The 22,115-nt window shown below is 45.5% G+C and carries 20 protein-coding genes; 18 read left to right on the top strand and 2 right to left on the bottom strand.

Annotated features, from left to right (window positions below; genetic code table 11):
• Positions 1-105: 105 nt before the first annotated feature.
• The 7 genes from J0K78_RS13115 (at position 106) to J0K78_RS13145 (ending at position 6,041) form a co-directional block, all read left to right on the top strand.
• Complete coding sequence (locus J0K78_RS13115; RefSeq protein WP_206947545.1) at positions 106-1,401, top strand: HD domain-containing protein; 1,296 nt, start codon at positions 106-108, stop codon at positions 1,399-1,401.
• A gap of 13 nt (positions 1,402-1,414) precedes the next feature.
• Complete coding sequence (locus tag J0K78_RS13120; protein WP_206947492.1) at positions 1,415-1,915, top strand: YwgA family protein; 501 nt, start codon at positions 1,415-1,417, stop codon at positions 1,913-1,915.
• A gap of 101 nt (positions 1,916-2,016) precedes the next feature.
• Positions 2,017-4,041, top strand: coding sequence for an ABC transporter permease subunit (locus J0K78_RS13125; protein WP_206947493.1), 2,025 nt, complete (start codon positions 2,017-2,019; stop codon positions 4,039-4,041).
• Positions 4,038-4,607: a GNAT family N-acetyltransferase gene (locus tag J0K78_RS13130; RefSeq protein ID WP_206947494.1), complete on the top strand. Its 570-nt coding sequence runs from the start codon at positions 4,038-4,040 to the stop codon at positions 4,605-4,607. The genes J0K78_RS13125 and J0K78_RS13130 overlap by 4 nt, the downstream gene beginning before the upstream one ends.
• A 79-nt stretch (positions 4,608-4,686) precedes the next feature.
• The gene (locus J0K78_RS13135) at positions 4,687-5,229 is read left to right on the top strand and encodes a YwhD family protein (protein WP_206947495.1); all 543 of its coding nucleotides are present in this window, start codon (positions 4,687-4,689) and stop codon (positions 5,227-5,229) included.
• A 100-nt stretch (positions 5,230-5,329) separates the two neighbouring features.
• Complete coding sequence (locus J0K78_RS13140; RefSeq protein WP_206947496.1) at positions 5,330-5,557, top strand: hypothetical protein; 228 nt, start codon at positions 5,330-5,332, stop codon at positions 5,555-5,557.
• A 139-nt stretch (positions 5,558-5,696) separates the two neighbouring features.
• A complete protein-coding gene (locus J0K78_RS13145; RefSeq protein WP_242517873.1) occupies positions 5,697-6,041 on the top strand; it encodes a YolD-like family protein in 345 nt (114 codons plus the stop codon).
• Positions 6,042-6,409: 368 nt separating this feature from the next.
• Here the strand turns inward: J0K78_RS13145 and J0K78_RS13150 are convergent, their stop codons facing one another.
• The gene (locus J0K78_RS13150) at positions 6,410-8,461 is read right to left on the bottom strand and encodes a transglycosylase domain-containing protein (protein ID WP_206947497.1); all 2,052 of its coding nucleotides are present in this window, start codon (positions 8,459-8,461) and stop codon (positions 6,410-6,412) included.
• A gap of 139 nt (positions 8,462-8,600) precedes the next feature.
• On the opposite strand from J0K78_RS13150, the gene speE reads away from it, so the two are divergent.
• From speE to J0K78_RS13180, 6 genes are all read left to right on the top strand, one after another.
• The gene (speE, locus tag J0K78_RS13155; protein ID WP_206947498.1) at positions 8,601-9,431 is read left to right on the top strand and encodes a spermidine synthase; all 831 of its coding nucleotides are present in this window, start codon (positions 8,601-8,603) and stop codon (positions 9,429-9,431) included.
• A 5-nt stretch (positions 9,432-9,436) separates the two neighbouring features.
• Positions 9,437-10,309, top strand: coding sequence for an agmatinase (gene speB / locus J0K78_RS13160; protein WP_206947499.1), 873 nt, complete (start codon positions 9,437-9,439; stop codon positions 10,307-10,309).
• Between the two features lie 100 nt (positions 10,310-10,409).
• Positions 10,410-10,856: a hypothetical protein gene (locus J0K78_RS13165; RefSeq protein ID WP_206947500.1), complete on the top strand. Its 447-nt coding sequence runs from the start codon at positions 10,410-10,412 to the stop codon at positions 10,854-10,856.
• A gap of 84 nt (positions 10,857-10,940) precedes the next feature.
• Positions 10,941-11,381, top strand: coding sequence for a YwiB family protein (locus J0K78_RS13170; protein ID WP_206947501.1), 441 nt, complete (start codon positions 10,941-10,943; stop codon positions 11,379-11,381).
• Entirely contained in the window at positions 11,378-13,045 is a 1,668-nt protein-coding gene (gene argS, locus J0K78_RS13175) for an arginine--tRNA ligase (RefSeq protein WP_206947502.1), read from the top strand. The genes J0K78_RS13170 and argS overlap by 4 nt, the downstream gene beginning before the upstream one ends.
• A gap of 812 nt (positions 13,046-13,857) precedes the next feature.
• Positions 13,858-14,037 (top strand): XapX domain-containing protein, encoded by a 180-nt coding sequence (locus J0K78_RS13180; protein ID WP_206947503.1) that lies wholly within the window; start codon positions 13,858-13,860, stop codon positions 14,035-14,037.
• 5 nt (positions 14,038-14,042) lie between these two features.
• Here J0K78_RS13180 and cls read toward each other — a convergent pair whose 3' ends face one another.
• Complete coding sequence (cls, locus tag J0K78_RS13185; protein WP_206947504.1) at positions 14,043-15,227, bottom strand: cardiolipin synthase; 1,185 nt, start codon at positions 15,225-15,227, stop codon at positions 14,043-14,045.
• Positions 15,228-15,437: 210 nt separating this feature from the next.
• On the opposite strand from cls, the gene J0K78_RS13190 reads away from it, so the two are divergent.
• From J0K78_RS13190 to J0K78_RS13210, 5 genes are all read left to right on the top strand, one after another.
• Entirely contained in the window at positions 15,438-17,570 is a 2,133-nt protein-coding gene (locus J0K78_RS13190; protein WP_160910863.1) for a heterodisulfide reductase-related iron-sulfur binding cluster, read from the top strand.
• Between the two features lie 171 nt (positions 17,571-17,741).
• On the top strand, positions 17,742-18,929 hold the full coding sequence (locus J0K78_RS13195) for an acetyl-CoA C-acetyltransferase (protein WP_206947505.1): 1,188 nt from the start codon (positions 17,742-17,744) through the stop codon (positions 18,927-18,929).
• A gap of 13 nt (positions 18,930-18,942) precedes the next feature.
• Entirely contained in the window at positions 18,943-19,794 is an 852-nt protein-coding gene (locus tag J0K78_RS13200) for a 3-hydroxybutyryl-CoA dehydrogenase (protein ID WP_206947506.1), read from the top strand.
• 21 nt (positions 19,795-19,815) lie between these two features.
• Complete coding sequence (locus J0K78_RS13205) at positions 19,816-20,961, top strand: acyl-CoA dehydrogenase (RefSeq protein ID WP_206947507.1); 1,146 nt, start codon at positions 19,816-19,818, stop codon at positions 20,959-20,961.
• A gap of 12 nt (positions 20,962-20,973) precedes the next feature.
• On the top strand, positions 20,974-22,113 hold the full coding sequence (locus J0K78_RS13210; protein WP_089654847.1) for an acyl-CoA dehydrogenase: 1,140 nt from the start codon (positions 20,974-20,976) through the stop codon (positions 22,111-22,113).
• Positions 22,114-22,115: the final 2 nt, after the last annotated feature.

A 22,115-nucleotide genomic window follows, 5' to 3' on the forward strand; every position in this document is an offset into this window, starting at 1 on the left:
CAGGTTTTAAATTGGGTACCTGTCAATTTCTGTCTGTCAAGATGTTTTTTTGTCGTAATTTAAGGTATATAATAGATAAAAATGTCGTGTAGAAAGGACAAAATGATGGCCTATCGTGATGAGAAGTTAAGTGAAGAAAAGGTTTTTAAAGACCCCGTACATCGTTATGTCCATGTTCGAGAACGGGTGATTTGGGATTTGATCGGAACGTCCGAATTTCAGAGGCTCCGTAGAATCAAACAGCTCGGCACCTCTTATTTGACGTTTCATGGAGCCGAACACAGCCGCTTCAACCACTCCTTAGGTGTTTATGAGATTGTAAGAAGGATCATCGAGAACTTCAAAGACCGTCCGAACTGGAATCAGGAGGAACGGCTGCTTTGTCTTTGTGCTGCACTTTTGCATGATCTTGGTCATGGACCTTTTTCGCATTCCTTCGAAAAAGTGTACAAGCTTGATCATGAAGATTTCACCCAGGCGATTTTACTGGGTGATACCGAAGTGAACCAGGTCCTCAGTAAAGTTGAAAAAGGTTTTCCTAAAAAAGTAGCCGACGTCATCAACAAGACCTACGAAAACAAGCTCGTCGTCAGCTTAATATCCAGTCAAATTGATGCGGATCGAATGGATTACCTGCAGCGGGATGCTTATTTCACAGGGGTCAGCTATGGACATTTTGACATGGAACGGATTCTTCGGGTAATGCGGCCGATGGAAGATCAGGTCGTGGTCAAAGAGAGCGGCATGCATGCCATCGAAGATTACATTATGAGTCGTTACCAAATGTACTGGCAGGTCTATTTTCATCCTGTAACGAGAAGTGCAGAAGTCATTTTAACTAAAATACTTCACCGTGCGAAGGAATTGTACGAAGAAGGATACAGCTTCAAGTTGAAACCAGAGCATTTCCTGTCCTTCTTTTCCGGTGAGCCGTCACTTGAAGAATATTTGGCGCTGGATGAAGCGGTCGTCCTTTATTACTTCCAAACGTGGATGAAAGAGGAAGACGAGGTGTTGAGTGATTTATGCCACCGTTTCGTGAACCGTAAACTTTTTAAATACATCGAGTTCAATCCGAATTCGCAGATGAATGAATGGATGGAGCTATATAAACTGTTCACAAAAGCCGGTTTGAATCCTGATTATTATTTAGTCGTTGATTCAAGTTCAGACCTTCCCTATGACTTTTACCGCCCGGGTGAAGAAGGGGAGAGGCTGCCGATTCATCTGCTGCAGCCAAATGACGAGCTGAAGGAACTATCCAGGCTTTCTGATATTGTCGAATCGATTTCTGGTAAAAAAAGGACGGATCATAAATTGTACATCCCTCTAGATCGGCTGGAGGAAATGTCGAATCGAAGTAAAACGAAGAAGCGGATTATGGAAATTTTGTTTGGATAAGGAGTGAACCTCCATGTTGGAGAATCATGCGAAGTTGATGCAGTTTTTCTCAAGCACCCATGAAGTTGTAGGTCGAAAGAAGTTGCAAAAGATGATTTACATACTGAAAAAGTGTGAAATCCCTTTTGAAGAGCGTTACCAGTTCCATTTTTACGGCCCTTATTCGGAGGAATTGACACTGAGAGTCGAAGAAATGTGTAATCTTGGTTTTATTAGTGAAACGAAGGAAGAAAAGAAGAATTATTATCAATACCGTTATCAACTGACTGATAGCGGCAGAGATTTTCTGACCCACTATGAGATGGATCTACCGCCATTGAATCTGCACATCGAAGAAATGAACGGGCGCAGCTCGCGCTTCCTCGAGCTTGTTTCCACCATGCTTTTCTTTGAACATTTACCGAAAGATGAAATCACTGAAAAAGTATTTACGGTAAAAAGTGCTCAAAATTACACACAAGATGATATCGATGAAGGATGGAAATTTATTGAACATTTACGTTCCATTCATTAAGATAAAATGTAGGTGTACGATGATGTACACCTTTTTTATTGCGCAGTGATGTCAGATAATTGAAAAAACATAATCCGAAAGTAGAGTGGAGGTCTACAGATATGAGGGTCCTTAAATTTTTTGCGTATTATCTGTTCGGGATAGTCGGTATTCTATTGATCAGCACTTCTCCCGCGTTATTCAGGGGAGGAGCATTTTTAGATGTAGGAAATTACATAAAAGAGTTGAGTCAACTGGTTGGTTCTGTCGTGAACCTGGGAGATTGGAACTACTTATACAAAGGACGCCCTGTGCCGATTTTTGAACATCTGTGGGACCCTTACCAATACTCCATGACTGTTTTCTTTGGTGGCATTTTATTAGGTTTCGTTCTTGCATTCGCAGGCGCCTTCTTTACCGTATTTTTACCGAAGTGGCTGCGTTCGGTCGTTGACCGTACTCTTGGCGTGCTCGAGAGCGTACCTGATTTATTGCTGGCTTTCTCTATCCAGTTGTTCATTGTTTGGTTCTATAAACAAACGGAAATTTTGCTTATTTCCTTTGCTTCCCTTGGGCAGGGTGATCAAGTCTATTTGCTTCCAATGTTAGCAATCGCTGTCCTGCCTATGGTGACGATGTACAAAATCCTTCTCGCGTTGATCGAAGAAGAATGGACGAAGTCGTATGTACAGATGGCTAGGGGGAAAGGGTTGGAGAAAATCGGAATTTTATGTGTACATATCTTTCGGAACATTGGAAAAAGCACGTTTTACCACTCCAAAATCATTGTTTGGGGCGCGTTGTCGAGTCTGTTGATCATTGAATATATTTTCAATATGAATGGGATTACAACAGCCTTTCTTAATGATTTTCGACCGATTGTGTCAAGCTTTATTCTTCTCATGCTGTTTACCCCTTTTTATGTCATCTATCAAGGAACAGAACTGTTCCTGTTTAAGGATGAGAAGAAGTCGGAAGAAGTCGCTACCCGTATGAACAGCTTTATGGGATCTATCTCCTTAAAAGGGGGCGGTGGATGGCTTGCTCATGCAATATCAGAAATCGGTGCTCATTTTAAGAACATAAAGTTTCTCTTAGGTTTTACGGTTATTGCGGGAGCCCTCATCGTAAGTATCATTTATACGATGACCGCAGAACCGCTGATCGATCAGTTTCGACTGATCTATAATGATGAAGGGAAATTAGTCAGTTCAATGCCCCACACACCGGAGTATGTGTTTCTGGGAACCGATGCTCTTGGTTTTAGCGTACTCGACCAAATCCTTGTCGGTGCGAAATACACGATCATTTTCGGTCTTGTTATTGCTTTCCTGCGAATGGCTCTCGGGTTTCTTTTAGCTATTCCCTATGCTTTCTTTCTACCGAAGAAGGTGCAGCTTGTTTTTGAAAAACTGGTGGACAGCATGCACTTTCTACCGATGACGATCATCGCGTTTTTACTATTGAAGCCGGTGTTATGGATGCCTCCTGGCGGGTTTACGACGACGGAAACAGAGAGAATCCTTTATCAGGGGATCATTTTGACACTTTTAGCTGTTCCGCTTGTCATAACATTGTTCGGCAACGAGATGAAGCTGATTATGAAAGAAGAGTTCGTCACGAGTACAAAAGTGCTTGGTGGCAGCTCTGTTCATTTGTTGTGGAAGCACTTAATGCCGCACTTGAGTGCACGTATGGGGATTATTTTTGGTCAGCAGTTCATCCAAACGCTGCTTATTTTCATCCATCTGGGCGTGTTTGATATATATTTTGGAGGGACAAAGGTAAGCTATGATTTTGTGGCAGACCCACCAACGAGTACCACCTATGAATGGTCCGGGATGATCGGGGCCGCCAAAGATTCATTGATGACAGGGCGTTGGTGGCTCATAATCCCTACACTTTTCTGCTTCATGGCGATGATTGTCGCGATGCAGTTGATTGTACAGGGGATTAAGGAAGTTCAACAGCGGCGTGTCGGTGTACCGGTAGAGCAGAATACATGGGTCAAGAAAATTTTCCGTAGAAAAGAAACGCTCGGAGGAATGCCTGAATCCCTTAAGGAAGCGGATTTTGAGTTTGTGCCAGAACAGAAGAGGATTGATGAATCACGGGATGACCATGGGTATAGGAGAAAGTCAATATGAATCATATTCCTGTCTTTAAAATGGAAAAGATAAAGTTACGAGAACTGAAAACTTCCGACGCTTCTCCTTTGTTCCAGTTCATGAGCCGGCAGGATACGATGAAGTACACCACTCCCTGCCCTGTGTTGTCTTTGGAGGAGATGGAAGTTTATGTAGAAGAAAGGCTGGACGGGTTTCATAAGCAAGAAGAAATTCCATGGGTGATTGAGGATGAAAGAGGGAAATGTATGGGCCTGTTCCGTTTTCATAAACTGAATCTTTGGCATAGGAAAGCAGAAATGGGGGCCGTCATTCACCCGGATTACCAAAAGAAAGGGATTATGACACAAGGCCTTCTTACAGTTCTCCCTTATGGATTTGATTCGCTGCACCTCAATCGGATTGTCGGAGACATCTTTGCTGAAAATGAGGGATCACGAAGGCTCTTGAATAAATTTGGGTTCCAGGAAGAGGGAGTATTAAGGGAAACAGATTTTGATGGGGAGAGCTTCCAGGATACTGTGGTGTTTTCCATGTTGAAAAGGGAATATGAAAGATTAAACAAACGTTTGATCAATCATTCATGAAGCGTCTGTTCTAACAAGAACTGTTTTGTATGTTAAAATGGGACAAAATAAGAGGACGATTGAAGAGGAGGATCGCTTTATGAGAGAATTCGATCAATTTAAAAACAAAGGCGAAAGCAGCGATAAAAAGAAGAACCAATTCACAATCATTAAAGATGATTCCACGGATGGACACGGAGGTTATGGTGTCGGTTCCATCAGTTTAGAGAATATGACCCCGGTTATTGTGGACCCTAATGAAGACGAAGCCTATGTCGATATGGGGGCTCTTCACGCGCGTAGTAAAGTGGAAAAACGCATCAAATTCATTACTGATCGTGAAGTCGTTAAAAACGGACTGAAATATTGGATCGCTTGGGTAACGGTCGATCACCAGGAAGGAAAACCGTGTTACCACGGCGTAGCTGCAAGTGAGATTATTGTGGACAGGTCCATCAAGCGCGGGTACAAGTTGATGCCTGAACATGTGAACCACATGGATAAGTCCTTGAAGGGTCGCTTTGTGGTCGATCACCTTGATGAGAAGTCGAAGAAGCTGCTCGGTGGATACTTACGTGACTTTAAACCAGAATTATGGGAGAACACGGCTCAGGAATTGAAAGACTCTCTAGATGTACAATAATTGATGTTTGCAAGTTTATAGCGTCGTTACAGTGAGAGGGGAATCTGCGGGGTTTCCCTCTTTCTCATTTGATTTTTTGTAGAAGAAAGGAGGAGATCATATGAAAAGGATTTTAGAAGATGATGTGGTGTTTCATTTTGTGATTGCCCTTGTGGGATTGGTGTCAGGAATTCTGCATTTCCTGTTTAAATGGTCTTTTTATGCAGATCATGAATATTTAACATCAGGTCTATGGTTTGTTTCAGGCGCCTTCGTGATCTATGTGAGTTGTATATTCGTATTCGGAAATCAAAGAAAAGCGAATGCAGGAAACAAAGAAAGGGAGTAGGTGAAGCATACCCTCCTTCTCACCTGGATAAGAGACACGCATGTGGATATGGGACGGTTTGACTAAGTATGAAAATTCCAGTTTACGTTTCCCTCTTTTATGATAGAATAAGAACAAATGTTCGTGGTGGAGGGAACCAATGATGGATAACCGGAATCGTGATCGCGGGACGATCAAATGGACATCGCTCATGTTACCGGAGCATGTGGAGATGGTGAAAAAACTTTGGAAAGAAGATCAGCGGGTAGAAAAGGGAATCATGGATGAACAGAAAGCTGTCGAAATTGACTTTCTTTTGCAGAGGGCGCTAACAGACAATCTTACTGTCCAGGTTAGGGTTCACAATGGTTTCGAATATGAAGACATAAGGATGAAGGTGACCCATGTGAATCGAAGCAGTCACACGGTAGCAGGGGTTGATGGACAGACGAAGGAGAGGGTCCGTATCCGTTTGGATGACATCGCTGACCTTGCCATTTTGTAAGTTGTTCACTTTTTGTTCACAAAATGTTCATGAAAAAAGTGTAAGAATTCAGACGCCCAATCTTGACGAATCAGCGATAAGGGTAATATATTAAGTAACACATGGGTTATACATGTTTACTAGGACAGAGAAAGCGACCGGTTCCCCCGGTCGTTTTCTCTGTCTTTTTTTATTTTGAAAACTGAGCCATAGTTTGGTAAAGAAAAAGCGAAAGGTCATCCGTTGTGAGGATGACCTTTCGCGCCAAAGGAGGCATGGATCGCGCCAAAGGAGGCATGGATCGCGCCAAAGGAGGCATGGATCGCGCCAAAGGAGGCATGGATCGCGCCAAAGGAAGCACAAATCACGCCAAAGCGATCCAAAACACATTAGAAGAACCAGTCCACTACATCTTTGAACCACGGATCATCTTTGAATTCATCATCAACATCTTTGCTTTCGTCGCCGCCGCAAACATCCTTAGGAATATCGGATTCCTCCATGTACACTAATCGTTCCTGCGGGCAGTTGGGGCCTGCTACGTAGCCGGTTTCCGGGTCGATGTAGACCCCTTTCACACCTGGAGGTGGTATGAAGGCTGCGGTAGGCTCTTTCTCATGTATTTTCTCCATCGTATCGGCCCATATGGCTTTGGCATACCGGTGGTCGTTGAAATCTGCGAGTGGCTTACTGCCTTCATCATATCCGACCCATACCCCGGAGACATATTGAGGGCTGAATCCGATCATCCAGCTGTCGTTGTCAGTGGTTCCGGATTTCCCTCCATACATGCGTGTCAGCTTCCCTTTAATCGGAGTACCTGTGACAGAGGCATAATCGGCATCTAAGACCGGATCGAACATCCCTGTCATCATGTGGGTAACAGTGAACGCTCGTACCCGATCGACAGCATCGTCTTTATTGTATGCCGGTTGGTATTCATACAAGACATTCCCATGTCGATCTGTGATTTTAGCGATTGTATGGCCTTCAATGGATTCCGTTCCTTTCACCATTTTTCCATAGGCACTGACCATATCGAAAAGGGATATGGAGGAGTACCCGAGAGCCAGGGAAGGATGAGGTTTGAAGGTTCCTTCAACGCCGAACGTCTTCATCGTTTTTCCTAGTTTTTCTGGTCCGATATCCATGTGGGTCTGCACCGCATAAATATTATCGGAAACAGCGAGCGCTTGAGCCATGGTAATCGGTTCTTCTGAATATTGGTCGTTGAAATTCGATGGAATATATGGTTCTGTTTTTCCTTTTACTTCAATTTCAATAGGCTGTGTCTCTTTCATCGTGACAGGCGAGTATCCTTCCGCGAGCGCTGCATAATACAGGAAAGGTTTGATGGTTGAACCGACGGAGCGTTTCGCTTGTGTAGCTCTGTTGAACGGGCTTTCCCCATAATCTTTACCACCGACAAGAGCCGTAATTGCGCCAGAATGGCCATCCATTACAGCAGATGCGACTTGGATCTCTTCACTCGTTGGAATATTCCTCTTTACCTGCTCTTCTAAAATCCGTTGATGCTCTTCAATCAAAGTAGTGTGAATATGGTAGCCGCCTGTCTGGATACTTTCTCTGTCTACATCAAGCAGTTGAGCGGCTTCTGTAACAACTTGGTCCTGGAAATAAGGAGCAACCTCCCGGGTTTCTTCTTCTTCATCGTCTGCATAAGAGATGCTTGCTTCTACCGCTGCTCTCTTTTCAGAGGAAGTAATATAGCCGTTCTCTTCCATTTCAGCTAAAATCTGCTGTTGTCTTGCTTCTGCTCGTTCAGCATTGGCGAGTGGCGAGTAATAGGTTGGTCCTTTTGGGATTCCGGCTAACATAGAGGCTTCTGTCAAAGTTAAGTCCTCGGCATGTTTATTGAAATACTGCCGGCTTGCCGCCTCAATTCCGTAGGCGCCGTGACCATAGTAGATCGTGTTCAAGTAACCTTCTAATATTTCATCTTTGTTATAAAAAATTTCCAAACGTAAGGCATAGAGTGCTTCGTTGAGTTTCCTCTTCCATGTTTTATCATGGGAAAGGTATAAGTTTCTTGCATACTGTTGGGTGATGGTGCTGGCCCCTTCAGCCATTCGCATCTGCTTAAGGTCCGTAAGCACAGCTGCCCCAATACGTTTCAAGTCAAAACCGAAGTGGTTGTAGAAACGCCTGTCTTCAATGGCAAGTGTCGCGTCTTTAATAGATTCGGGCATTTCCTCTATATTAATCCAGTAGCGTTCTTCCGCCCCTTGTTCTTCGCCTATGATTTCTCCATCCGTGCCATAAAAGACGGTATTCTGTTCAGTCATCAACGATGGAGGTCCTTGAGTGATGGCGAAGATCAGCACGCCGATTATTCCGACTATCCCTACGATTGTGCCAAAGACGGCGAGCTTCATCCCGCGGATCGTCCATCTATAAGTGGTTCTGAAAAATGATCGCATTCTTTTATACTCCTAACTGTTACGAATGTATAAAGACTGCTATTATTATGTGAGAATACGTAGTAAAATAAACTTCTTGAGTAAAACAAACGCATATGTGCGGAAAGATATTTCATAGATGAAAAAGGAGAAATGCAACATGGGTACATGGTTTACTGAGAAACAGACCGATCATTTCGGGATTACGGCGAAGGTCAATCGCTCCCTGCATAGTGAGAAAACAGACTTTCAAGATTTAGAGATGCTGGAAACAGCGGAGTGGGGGAATATGCTCGTTCTTGATGACATGGTCATGACAACAGAGAAGGATGAATTCGTCTATCACGAAATGGTAGCCCATGTTCCATTGTTTACCCACCCGGATCCGAAAAACGTTCTTGTTGTCGGTGGCGGTGACGGTGGTGTCATTCGTGAAGTTTTGAAACATGACAGTGTAGAGAAAGCAACACTTGTAGAGATCGACGGAAAAGTCATCGAGTATTCGAAGAAGTACCTGCCTTCCATTGCAGGGGCACTGGAAGATGAACGAGTGGAAGTGAAGGTGGACGACGGTTTCATGCACATCGCTCAGAGTGAAAATGAGTATGATGTCATCATGGTGGATTCCACCGAACCCGTAGGCCCGGCAGTCAATCTATTTTCAAAAGGGTTCTATGAAGGCATTGCTAAAGCTTTAAAAGAAGATGGCATCTTCGTAGCCCAGACGGATAACCCATGGTTTAAGGCAGATCTCATCCGTCAGGTGTATAGCGACGTAAAAGAAACATTCACGATTACAAAAGTGTACACAGCGAACATCCCGACTTACCCAAGCGGGCTGTGGACCTTCACGATGGGAAGTAAAGTTCATGATCCCCTGCAAGTCGCGGAGGACCGCTTTACGGATATCGATACGAAATATTACACAGACGACATCCACCGGGCATGCTTTGCCTTGCCGAAGTTCGTCAAAGATCTCACGAAGGAGTGACCCGTATGCGTTTTGATGAATCCTACTCTGGAAAAGTATTTATCATGAGCCGGGCGACGGAGGAGCAAGCGGATGCTGTCATTTACGGCATGCCGATGGACTGGACAGTGAGCTTCCGCCCTGGATCACGCTTCGGCCCGAACCGTATTCGTGAAGCATCCATTGGGCTGGAAGAGTACAGCCCATACTTGGATCGTCACCTGGAAGAAGTGAACTATCATGATGCCGGCGACCTGATGCTGCCTTTTGGAAATGCGGCTCGGAGTCTGGATATTATTGAAGGGTATTTGGATGAATTGCTGGAAAAAGGTAAATTCCCCCTCGGTCTTGGAGGGGAGCACCTCGTCACATGGCCTGTCATTCAGGCCATGTACAAAAAACACCCCGACCTCGCCATTATTCATATGGATGCCCACGCGGATCTGCGTGAGGAATATGAAGGAGAGGTGTTGTCTCACTCGACACCAATTCGTAAATCGTGTGAACTGCTGGGAGCAGAAAATGTCTATTCATTCGGCATTCGCTCGGGCATGCGTGAAGAATTTCAATATGCCAAAGAATCCGGCATGCATATGTCGAGGTTCGAAGTGTTGGAACCTTTGAAAAAAGTGCTGCCTGATCTTGCCGGCCGTCCGGTCTATGTCACGATTGATATCGATGTGCTCGATCCTGCCTTTGCACCTGGAACAGGCACAGCAGAAGCGGGCGGCATCTCGTCGAAAGAACTGCTTGCAAGCATCCACGCCATAGCCGGCAGTGAGTTGAACATCGTAGGAGCGGACCTTGTTGAAGTTGCTCCTGCTTATGACCCGACAGAGAAGACGCAGATTGCTGCGAGCAAGTTTATCCGCGAAATGCTTTTAGGGTTCGTCAAATAAATGATAGAATAGAGCCAGCCACTGTGAGAAGTCTTCATAGTGGCTTTTCTATATGGATCGAGCAATAGACAAAAAGACAAGATACAAAGGAGCTTTTGTTTTGAATAAAAAAACCATGGGAGTAGCGGGGATTTATGTGTTGATTATGCTCCCTCTGCTGCTTCTCACTTACGGAGCAAATTGGAACCCTTCCAACATCTCGTATGAGCTGAATGGAGATACACTCGTCATACTTGAAGGGATTGGGAAAGAAGAGGTGGCTGAAGTGAATGTGGAAGACCGCATGAATGACCTTCTGCAGTTCACGCTAGCTGTCTCTATGGAAAACAAACAGTGGAGGACAGACATATGGGCGATCGGTCTTCTCCTGCCGTTTTTACTTTTCGCGATTGTTCCGGACCGTCGTCCGTTCAAAAAAAATCTATCATTCAAGTGGTACTTGACGATTGTTTTGGCTATCCTAGTTCTATACGCGGCTTATTCAATTCCAAATCACGCCGTTCAAGTGAAGGAAGTCCATGAGTACGTCAACCTTCTTCTACAATGATGCTTGCGTTTTTCTGTTTGAATTCTTATAATATATTAGTTATATCTTGTACGTAAAATTGGCGATAGAAAAGGTGGGGGAAAGATGCCGAGTCACGCAAAAGATGTCCAGGTGCAGCTTGTAACGGAAATACAGGATGGGGATCGTAAAGAGACGATGAAGATCCAGGAACCGGGACAGTTTTTTAAACGAGGCGATACGCAAGTGCTCACCTTTATCGAGCACCCGGAAGATGGTGAACCGGTCAGTACGATGGTGACAATCAAGCCGGAACATGTCAGCATCAAGCGAAGCGGAGGCGTCGAAATGCGCCAGGTTTTCCAGACATCCACGGAAACGGAAAATTTGTATCATCATACGTATGGTGATTTTCATATGAAGACAAGAACAGATAAAGTGGAATACCGTTCTTTGGAAGAATCCACACAAGGCCGACTGTATGTGAGTTATACCATGACTTTAAACCATGAAGTGACTCAAGCCCACCGCTTGACGTTGACGTTTGAGGAGGAGAGCGATTCATGAATATCGTTGAACAAATGGAACAAAAACTGAAGGATGAAATCGTACGCTCAGTCCTTGCTGCCGAACTGGCATCAGAAGAAGAGATGCCGGAAGTAATCCTTGAGCAGCCAAAAGACAAGGCGCACGGAGATTATGCCACAAACATGGCGATGCAGCTGGCGCGTGTAGCCAAAAAGAATCCACGTGCCATCGCAACAGACCTCGTGGAGCAGTTCGACAAGTCCAAAGCATCCATTGAGAAAATTGAAATTGCTGGACCAGGATTCATAAACTTTTACATGAACAATCAGTATTTGACCGAATTGGTACCTACGATTCTGAATACTGGAGAAAAATATGGCCGCAGCGATAGTGGGGAAGGCCACAAAATCCAGGTGGAGTTCGTATCTGCGAATCCGACAGGGACCCTTCACCTAGGTCATGCACGAGGCGCCGCTGTTGGGGATTCCCTATGCAACGTTTTGGATGCGGCAGGGTACGATGTTTCCCGTGAATATTACATTAATGATGCCGGTAACCAAATGGCGAACCTTGCGAAATCCTTGGAAGCCCGCTATATGCAGAATCTCGGAAAAGAGTGGAGCATGCCGGAAGATGGCTATCATGGTCAGGATATTATCGGTTTGGCTGAAAAGCTCGTCAGTGAAGATGGCGAGAAATGGGTCGATGTTGCGGAAGAAGAGCGCCTTCAGTTCTTCCGTGAGTATGGATTGAAGTTCCTTTTGGATAAAATCAAAACAGACCTGGAAGAATTCCGTGTTCCATTTGATGAATGGTTCTCTGAAACTTCTCTTTATAACGACGACCAGATCACAGACGCTCTTGCCGTATTGAAAGATCAGGGCTATGTATTCGAAAAAGATGATGCGACATGGTTTGAAACGACGAAGTTCGGAGATGACAAGGATCGCGTCCTCATAAAAAATGACGGTACGTACACGTACTTGACGCCGGATATCGCTTACCATAAAAATAAATTGGACCGTGGATTTGATACGCTGATCAACATCTGGGGAGCCGATCACCATGGTTATATTCCACGTATGAAAGCGGCCATCCAGGCACTTGGTTATGAGAAAGATACACTGGAAGTAGAAATCATCCAAATGGTGAACCTGTTCCAGGACGGCGAAAAGGTGAAAATGAGTAAGCGTACAGGTAAAGCGGTCACTCTTCGTGAACTGATGGAAGAGGTCGGAATCGACGCCATGCGTTATTTCTTCTCCATGCGTTCCAGTGATTCCCACCTGGACTTTGACATGGACCTTGCCCGTTCAGAGTCGAATGAGAACCCTGTGTATTACGTGCAGTACGCGCATGCCCGCATTTGTACGATGCTTAAGCAGGCAGAAGAAAAGGGTCTAGTGAACGATTCTTATGACGGAAGCCATCTCACAGCTGAGAAAGAAGAGGACCTCCTCAAGCGTCTTGGAGAATTCCCGCAAGTGGTAGCAGATGCTGCAGAAAAACGCACGCCACACCGTGTGACGCAATATGCGTTCGATCTTGCATCCAACCTGCACAGCTTTTACAATGCTGTCAAAGTGCTTGACGATGAAAATCCAGAGCTGACAGCGGCGAGAATCGCCTTGATGAAAGCGGTCCGTATCACGCTGAATAACGCACTTCGATTGATCGGAGTTTCTGCACCAAACCAAATGTAATTCCATATACTAGGAAAAGGGTGTCTTTGCTAATAGAGCAGGGGCGCTCTTTTTTTATATTTAGATGCAGAGGTAGTATATTATTGAAGTATATGGCAGGTTTCTTGAAGACTCAGTTTCGAGACTTTTGTGTGGTTCTAGGAGCTCCGGGAAAAGGTTCGCTTTCCATGGGGCGGGCGGTGAGCCTCCTCAGGCTACGCCTTCCGGGGTCTCACCTGTCCCACACGTCCCATAGGAGTCTCACCGTTTCCCTCCGCCCCTTTCCCATGAAATAGATTCTCGAAACCAACACTAAAAGGGCAGATCTTATGATTTTGATAGGTGGATTATAGAACCCCTGCACTTATAAGTAAGGATCTCATCCTTCCCACCTAGGCAGGCGTAAAGGGCTTTGTATCAAGTATTTACGTTTTCTAAACGTCCATTGGGTAGAGTTTAGATCATCCACTTCCCATAACCATACGAGCTGATTTTTTAAGTAGTGGTTTCGAGATACTTATATGGCAAAGGGGCGGAGGGGAATGGCGAGACTCCTGCGGGAAAAAAGTGCAGGGTGAGACCCCGCAGGACGCAGTCCGAGGAGGCTCACCGCGATCCCGCGGAAAGCGAGTCATTCCCCGTAGCCCCCATCCACTCAACAAAAGTCTTGAAACTGAGTCTTCAACTAAAGGAAGATTATATGGGGGATCGGGTGGCTTTTTAGGTGAATCAATAGAGGAGGGGTATCGTAACATAAAAAGAAGCTTGCATGACAAGACGCATGCAAGCAAAAACTATTTCTGTATCATACATATCGAAAGGTTGTGGGAAAAATGAAAGAAGTCATTTTTGCATTGATTACAGGGTTCATTGTAGGTCTTGTTTTTGCAGGGTTCAAGTTACCAATTCCAGCTCCGCCTGCTTTTGCCGGAGTGGCAGGGATCATCGGGATCTACCTTGGTTTTAAAGTCATGGCATGGGCGGGCCCGATGTTTGCTGAATTTTTCAAGTGAATACATTATAAGAAAGGCCTTAACCATACGGCGATTCTCTGATTCAGGCGGGTAGTGAATGACCGCCTTTTTAGCCAGTGGTCATCGAAGGGAATGGCATCAGCGGCATCCTCAAAGTAAGCCGTTCTCAAATCACCAATGAACTCCTCATCATACACATAAGTGTTGATTTCTTTGTTTAGGAAGAAGCTACGTCGGTCGAAATTGGCGGTGCCGATATCGGCAAATGTTCCATCAACCATGACGACCTTCGAATGGTAAAATCCTGCATCAAACAATCGGATGGAAGCTCCCAAGTCGTATAATTCTTTTAAATAAGGAATGGCTGCTGGTTTTACAAATGGATGGTCCGCCTTCATCGGTACCATAATGTGAAGATCGACCCCTCTTGCGATCGCCTGTTTTAAGCCTGTTTGTAACTTTTCTGTCGGGATGAAATAAGGCGATCCGATCAAAATTTCTCTTTCGGCAGAATTGATCATTTTCGCAAATTCCTCTTCCAGCTCAATCCCGTCCGTCGCCATCATGTTCATCTTAAAATCTCCTTCACCGGAAGGCTCACAAGGAGGAAGTGTTTCTCCTGAAGCCAGGTACCAGTCATCCAGCATCACTTTATGGATTTCACAAACCACGGGGCCTGTCAGACGGAGGTGATAATCTCTCCAATCGCCGAATTTTGCTGACTCTCCAATGTAATTCTTTCCGATGTTGAATCCACCTACATATCCAATTTTTCCGTCAATAACTGTAATTTTTCGATGATTTCTCCTATTTATTCGATAAAAAAAGAAGGGGAATCCTGGAGTTTCGGCGAAATAGAAGTCAACACCTGCATCCTTCAATTTCTTTCTGGCTGACTTATTTATTTTGTACCCTCCAAGCCTGTCGACAAGCAGACGGACAGGAACACCGTTTCGAGCCTTGTTCTTCAACACATCTAAAAAGTTTTCGCTAATATAATCGTTATCGATTAAGTAGAAATAAACGTCGACCTGTTCTTTCGCTTCAGAAATTTCCTGGAACATCTGCTCATACAAGACCGAACCATTTTTATATAATTTATAGTTGCCGCTGGTTTCCGGCAAAGGTAGGGGCCTATGGTTTTTTTCGTGGTTTGCCCGTCCCATTTTGAAGTCGATATACAGGAAAAAGATAAACAAAATGATGAATAGAATGATTGTGACGAGCATCTTTCTTCCCTCCTAAAAATATCTTCCTGATAGTTTCCCCGTTTTTACAGGTTTCAAAAGGAAAAACAAGAAAAGATGTTGACTGAATGCTCATTCATAATTTATAGTAAAGCTATAAGATTCAGAAAATTATAAGATTAATTGTCGATTTTCTGATCGGAGAAAAGGGAAGTCGCCATCGAGCGACAACAACAAAGAGGGGGAGAACCAATGAATCCGTTGTTGGTGGCAAACTGGATTTTATTCCTTGGCGTCCTTGTCTACGGCCTGTACTTATTCGTCCGTGTCGTTCAGACCCGCGTCGCTTACATTAAACTGGGGAAAAAATTCGAGTATGACAGACAGCTGAAGAGGCGTTTGCAGAAGATTTGGATTTACGTATTCGGACAAAAGAAGCTATTGAAAGATAAAAAGTCGGGCATCATTCACGTCATGATGTTTTATGGATTCATCCTCGTCCAATTCGGGGCGATCGACTTTATTTGGAAGGGACTGGCCCCAGATTCTCATCTGCCTTTAGGACCTTTCTATCCAGGTTTTACATTCTTCCAGGAAATTGTGACACTGACCATCCTTGTCGCTGTCATATGGGCGTTTTACCGCCGTTATATTGAAAAGTTAGTTCGCTTGAAGCGTGGCTTTAAAGCAGGACTTGTCCTTATCTTTATCGGAACATTGATGGTTACGGTACTTGTAGGAAATGGTATGGGTCTCATCTGGCATGGCCATGAAGGAGCATGGACAGAACCTGTTGCGTCCGGAATTGCAAGCGCTTTCGGTTGGCTGCCTCCTGCAGCTGCTGCGACTGTGTTCTTCATCATGTGGTGGATTCACCTGCTTATCCTGCTTACATTCATGGTTTATGTACCTCAATCGAAGCACGCACACCTGATTGCTGCACCGGTCAATGTGTTTCTGAGCCGTGAAGAACCACCAGGTAAACTGAAACCGATTGATTTTGAAATGGACGAAGATGCGGATGAAGAAGACGTATCCTTCGGAGTTGGAAAAATCGAAGACTTCAACCAACTACAGATGATTGATTTTTATGCCTGTGTCGAATGTGGACGTTGTACGAATGTGTGTCCTGCTTCAGGCTCCGGTAAAATGCTTTCACCGATGGATTTGATCGTTAAGTTGAGAGATCATCTGACGGAAAAAGGGGCGGCTGTGACCGGCCAATCTCCATGGGTGCCTGCTTATGCGTTTTCTGGAACAGAAGGAAATACGCTCGCACAGATGTCACGCTCCCAAGGATCAGATGAAGCGGCAGCTACACTTGATGCAGTCAACAATAAGAGTCTGATTGGTGATGTCATTACAGAAGAAGAACTTTGGGCTTGTACCACTTGTCGTAACTGTGAAGATGCCTGCCCGGTCATGAATGAACACGTTGACAAAATCATTGACCTTCGCCGTTACTTGGTTTTGACAGAAGGAAAGATGGATGCCGATGGACAGCGTGCGATGATGAACATCGAACGTCAAGGAAACCCGTGGGGACTTTCTAAGAAAGAACGTGAAGACTGGAGACAGTTGGATGAGGATGTTCAAATCCCTACCGTGAAAGAACTGAAGAAATCAGGTGAAGAATTCGAATACTTATTCTGGGTCAGCTCTATGGGCTCTTACGATAACCGCAGCCAGAAAATCGCCATGGCTTTTGCGAAACTGATGAATGCCGCGGGTATCAAATTCGCGATTCTTGGTAACAAAGAGCAAAACTCCGGAGACACGGCTCGCCGTATGGGGAACGAATTCCTTTTCCAGGAGCTTGCTGAAAAGAACATGAAAGAATTCGAAAAACATAACGTGAAGAAAATCATTACGATCGATCCACACGCCTACAATATTTTCAAAAATGAGTATCCGGACTTCGGACTTGAAGCAGAGGTTTATCACCATACGGAAATGCTTGCCGAATGGTTGAAAGAGGGACGCTTAAAACCAGAAGGAGTCGTGAAAGAGAAGATCACCTATCACGACAGCTGCTACCTCGGCCGCTACAACGAAGTGTATCAGCCGCCGCGTGAAGTACTTGAAATGATTCCTGGTGTCGAAGTGGTGGAAATGAAGCGTAACCGTTCCAACGGCATGTGCTGTGGAGCCGGAGGCGGGATGATGTGGATGGAAGAGAAATCCGGAAACCGTGTCAACGTCGCCCGGACCGAACAGGCGCTAGAAGTGGAGCCGACAATGATCTCAAGTGGATGTCCGTTCTGCCTGACGATGCTTTCCGATGGAACGAAAGCGAAAGAAGTGGAAGAGGAAGTCAGCACAATGGATATCGCCGAAATCCTCGCAAAATCCATGTTTGATAAAACAGAAGAGAAAACCGCTTAATCAAACGTTTGACCAATATGTTGACCGTCGAAGTCTCCCGTTAAAAGAAAAAATAGTATGAAAATTGTGGAAAGTGTACAGCATTTTATGTACACTTTCCTTATGGGACGATTTTGAGCGAGCGTTCAATCGTCAATTTTGAAAGCGTTATCAATAAGAGGAGGAATAAACATGCGTAAAACTGTAATTGTTGCTGGAGCCCGTACCCCTTTTGGAAAACTCGGAGGATCCCTTGCACCTTTGACAGCTGCACAGCTTGGGGGAATCGCCATTAAGGCAGCTTTGGAACGTGCGAATGTGAAAGCAGAAGATGTGGATGAAGTCATTATGGGGACCGTTCTTCAAGGCGGTCAGGGACAGCTTCCTTCCCGACAGGCCTCCAGAGAAGCAGGTATCCCTTGGGATGTAAAAACAGAAACCGTCAATAAAGTTTGTGCCTCTGGTATGCGAAGTGTGACGATGGGTGATCAGTTCATCCGTTTAGGTGAAGAGGATATCATCGTTGCAGGTGGTATGGAGAGCATGAGCAATGCCCCTTATTTCATGCCGAAAGCACGCTTTGGATTCCGCATGGGTGATGGTGCCGTTAAAGATATGATGGTGCATGATGGGTTGACTTGTTCGTTCGAGAATGTCCATATGGGCAACTACGGTAACCGGACGGCTGAAGAATTTGAATTAACAAGAGAAGCGCAGGATGAATGGGCTTATCGCAGCCATCAGAGAGCCGTGAGAGCCATAGAAGAAGGAACGCTTGGTGAAGAAATTACAGCAGTCGAAGTGCCACAAAGAAAAGGCGATCCGAAAGTCGTTGATACAGATGAGGCTCCACGTAAAGGTACTACGGTGGAAGCCTTGGCAAAACTTCGTCCTGTTTTCGACAAGACGGGAACGATCACGGCAGGAAATGCTCCAGGAGTCAACGACGGAGCCTGTGCCATGCTGCTCATGTCTGATGAAAAAGCGCAAGAATTAGGTGCGGAGACACTGGCTACGATTCTTGCACACGATGAAATTGCTGTTGAAGCTCAGGATTTCCCACAGACGCCAGGACTTGTCATTAATAAATTGCTGAAAAAAGCAGGGAAAGACATGGAAGAGATCGATCTATTTGAAGTGAACGAAGCGTTTGCTGCCGTTTCCTTAGCCAGTGGCAAAATTGCAGGGCTGGATCACGAGAAAGTGAACGTCAACGGTGGAGCTGTAGCGCTTGGACACCCGATTGGAGCCAGTGGTGCGCGTATTCTTCTCACCCTTGCTCACGAATTAAAACGACGCGGCGGTGGACTTGGAATCGCAGCGATTTGTTCAGGTGGAGGTCAAGGAGACGCTGTATTGATCGAAGTACCGAAACAATAAGGGGGAATGCGGGATGACAATCAATCAAGTCATGGTCATAGGAGCAGGCCAGATGGGGGCTGGAATTGCCCAGGTTTTTGCTCAGGCCGGATTGCACGTAAAAATGAATGACATGAGCCAGGATGCCTTGGATCAAGGCCTTGCAGGCATTGAAAAGCGCCTGAAGCGGGCGGTTGAAAAAGGAAAAATGACCGAAGAAGATCAAAAGGCAGCATATGGACGCTTAGAGACAACGACCAACTTGAAGGACGCCTCGGACTGTGACCTTGTTGTGGAGGCTGTCGTTGAGAACATGGATGTGAAGGTGAGCGTTTTCCAACAACTGGATGAGATTACCCCTTCACATGCCATTTTGGCAACGAATACATCATCCTTACCGATTACGGAGATTGCTGCGGCGACCAAACGTCCAGATCAGGTCATCGGTATGCACTTTATGAACCCTGTACCGGTCATGAAGTTAGTGGAAATCATTCGTGCCATCCAAACGAGTGATGAAACATATCAGGCGATTGAAGATATGACGAAGAAACTGGAGAAAACGCCTGTCGAAGTCGAGGACTTTCCAGGGTTCGTCTCCAATCGTATTTTAATGCCAATGATTAACGAGGCAATCTATACGGTTCACGAAGGAGTAGCATCGCCTGAAGATGTGGATGCGGTCATGAAACTCGGGATGAATCACCCGATGGGACCACTTACGCTTGCTGACTTTATCGGCCTGGATACGTGTTTATACATTATGGAAGTCCTTCATGAAGGATTTGGTGACAGCAAATACCGTCCATGTCCGCTTTTACGCAAGTATGTCAAAGCAGGATGGCTTGGGAAGAAATCTGGACGTGGTTTTTACACCTACGATTAACGTATAAAGGGGAGAACGAGAATGAATTTGCAGTTCACGGATGAACAGGAAATGATGAGAAAAATGGTTCGCGATTTTGCGGAAAAAGAGGTGGCTCCTGCTGTTGAGCGTATGGAGCGGGAGGATCGGTTCCCTTCCGAGCTGCTACCGAAAATGGGCGAACTCGGGTTGATGGGTGTACCGATTCCGGAAAAATACGGCGGAGCTGAGATGGATTACATCTCCTATATCATCGCGATTCACGAACTTTCTAAGGTGAGTGCGACGCTCGGTGTCATTTTATCTGTCCACACATCTGTCGGTACGAACCCTATCTTATACTTCGGTACAGAAGAACAGAAAAACAAATATATTCCGAAACTGGCATCAGGTGAATATTTAGGAGCATTCGCCCTGACAGAACCGAGTGCGGGTTCTGATGCGAGCAGTCTGAAAACACGAGCGGTAAAGCAAGGGGATCATTACATTCTCAACGGTTCTAAAGTGTTCATCACCAACGGAGGAAATGCAGATACATTCATCGTTTTCGCCCGTACGAATCCGGATGTGGAAACAAAGAGAGGATTGAGTGCGTTTATTGTAGAGCGGGAGACCCCCGGCTTTTCCGTAGGGAAGGCAGAGAAAAAGATGGGACTTCACGGGTCCAGTACCGTTTCCCTGAATTTTGACCAATGTGAGGTTCCTGTTTCACAGCGACTTGGAGAAGAGGGGGAAGGGTATAAAATTGCGCTTGCCAATTTGAACATCGGACGAATCGGTATTGCCGCTCAGTCCCTTGGTATCGCGGAAGCAGCGCTTGAGCATGCGGTCTCTTATGCCAAAGAGCGCGAGCAGTTCGGGCGCCCGATTGCGCATTTGCAAGGTGTTTCTTTCAAACTCGCCGATATGGCGACGGAAGTAGAAGCTTCGAAGCTTCTCGTCTACAACGCAGCTTCCCTCCAGGCGGCCGGGAAAAAGTGTGGGAAAGAAGTGTCAATGGCCAAACTGATGGCTTCCAAAACAGCAGTGAAAGCGTCCATTGAAGCTGTGCAGGTCCATGGCGGATACGGTTATACAGAAGATTATGCCGTTGAGCGCTTTTTCAGGGACGCCAAAGTTTGTGAAATTTATGAAGGTACAAGTGAGATCCAGAAAATCGTCATAGGCAATCATCTGATCAGAGACTAGGAGGATGACAGAATGAATTTTACTTTAACAGAAGAACAGGAAATGCTCAGAAAAATGGTGCGTGATTTTGCTAAAAATGAAGTGGAACCAACAGCTGCCGAAAGGGATGAAGAGGAACGCTTCGATCGTGAAATTTTCGATAAGATGGCGGAGCTTGGTTTGACGGGAATTCCATGGCCTGAAGAATATGGCGGCATTGGATCGGATTTTGTCAGCTATGTCATCGCGGTTGAAGAACTTTCACGCGTCTGTGCTTCCACGGGGGTCACCCTATCTGCGCACATTTCTCTAGCGAGCTGGCCAATCTATAAATTCGGAACAGAAGAACAGAAGCAGAAGTATTTGACTCAACTCGCTTCAGGTGAAGCTCTTGGAGCTTATGCCTTGTCTGAACCAGGAGCAGGCAGTGATGTTTCTTCCATGAGGACACAAGCGAAACTTGACGGAGACCATTATGTGCTGAACGGAAGCAAAGTGTGGATCACCAATGGAGGAGTCGCGGACATCTATGTCGTCTTTGCAAAAACAGATCCGAATGAGGGCAATCGTGGCATCAGTGCGTTTATCGTGGAGAAAGATACACCAGGATTCACGACCGGCAAGAAAGAGAAAAAGCTCGGTATTCGTTCCTCACCAACGACAGAACTAATCTTCGAAGATTGTAAGATTCCGAAAGAGAACTTGCTCGGTGAAGAAGGTAAAGGATTCAAAGTGGCGATGATGACCCTCGATGGAGGTCGTAACGGAATCGCTGCTCAGGCGGTTGGAATTGCGCAAGGAGCGCTGGATGAATCTGTAAACTATGCGAAAGAGCGTGAACAGTTCGGGAAGCCGATTGCTCATTTGCAGGGAATTTCTTTCAAGCTCGCCGATATGGCAACAGAAATTGAAGCCTCTCGTTTGCTTACTTACCAGGCGGCTTATTTAGAATCAGAGGGACTGCCTTACTCAAAAGCATCGGCCATGGCTAAATTGTTTGCTGGAGACACAGCAATGAAAGTGACGACAGAAGCCGTACAGGTCCACGGAGGTTATGGCTACACGAAAGATTATCCGGTCGAGCGTTACATGCGTGATGCGAAAATCACCCAAATCTATGAAGGAACACAGGAAATCCAAAGGCTCGTTGTCGGCCGCATGGTTACTCAATAGAA

This window comes from Halobacillus sp. GSS1, from assembly GCF_017307035.1.
GTDB classification, from domain to species: domain Bacteria; phylum Bacillota; class Bacilli; order Bacillales; family Halobacillaceae; genus Halobacillus; species Halobacillus litoralis.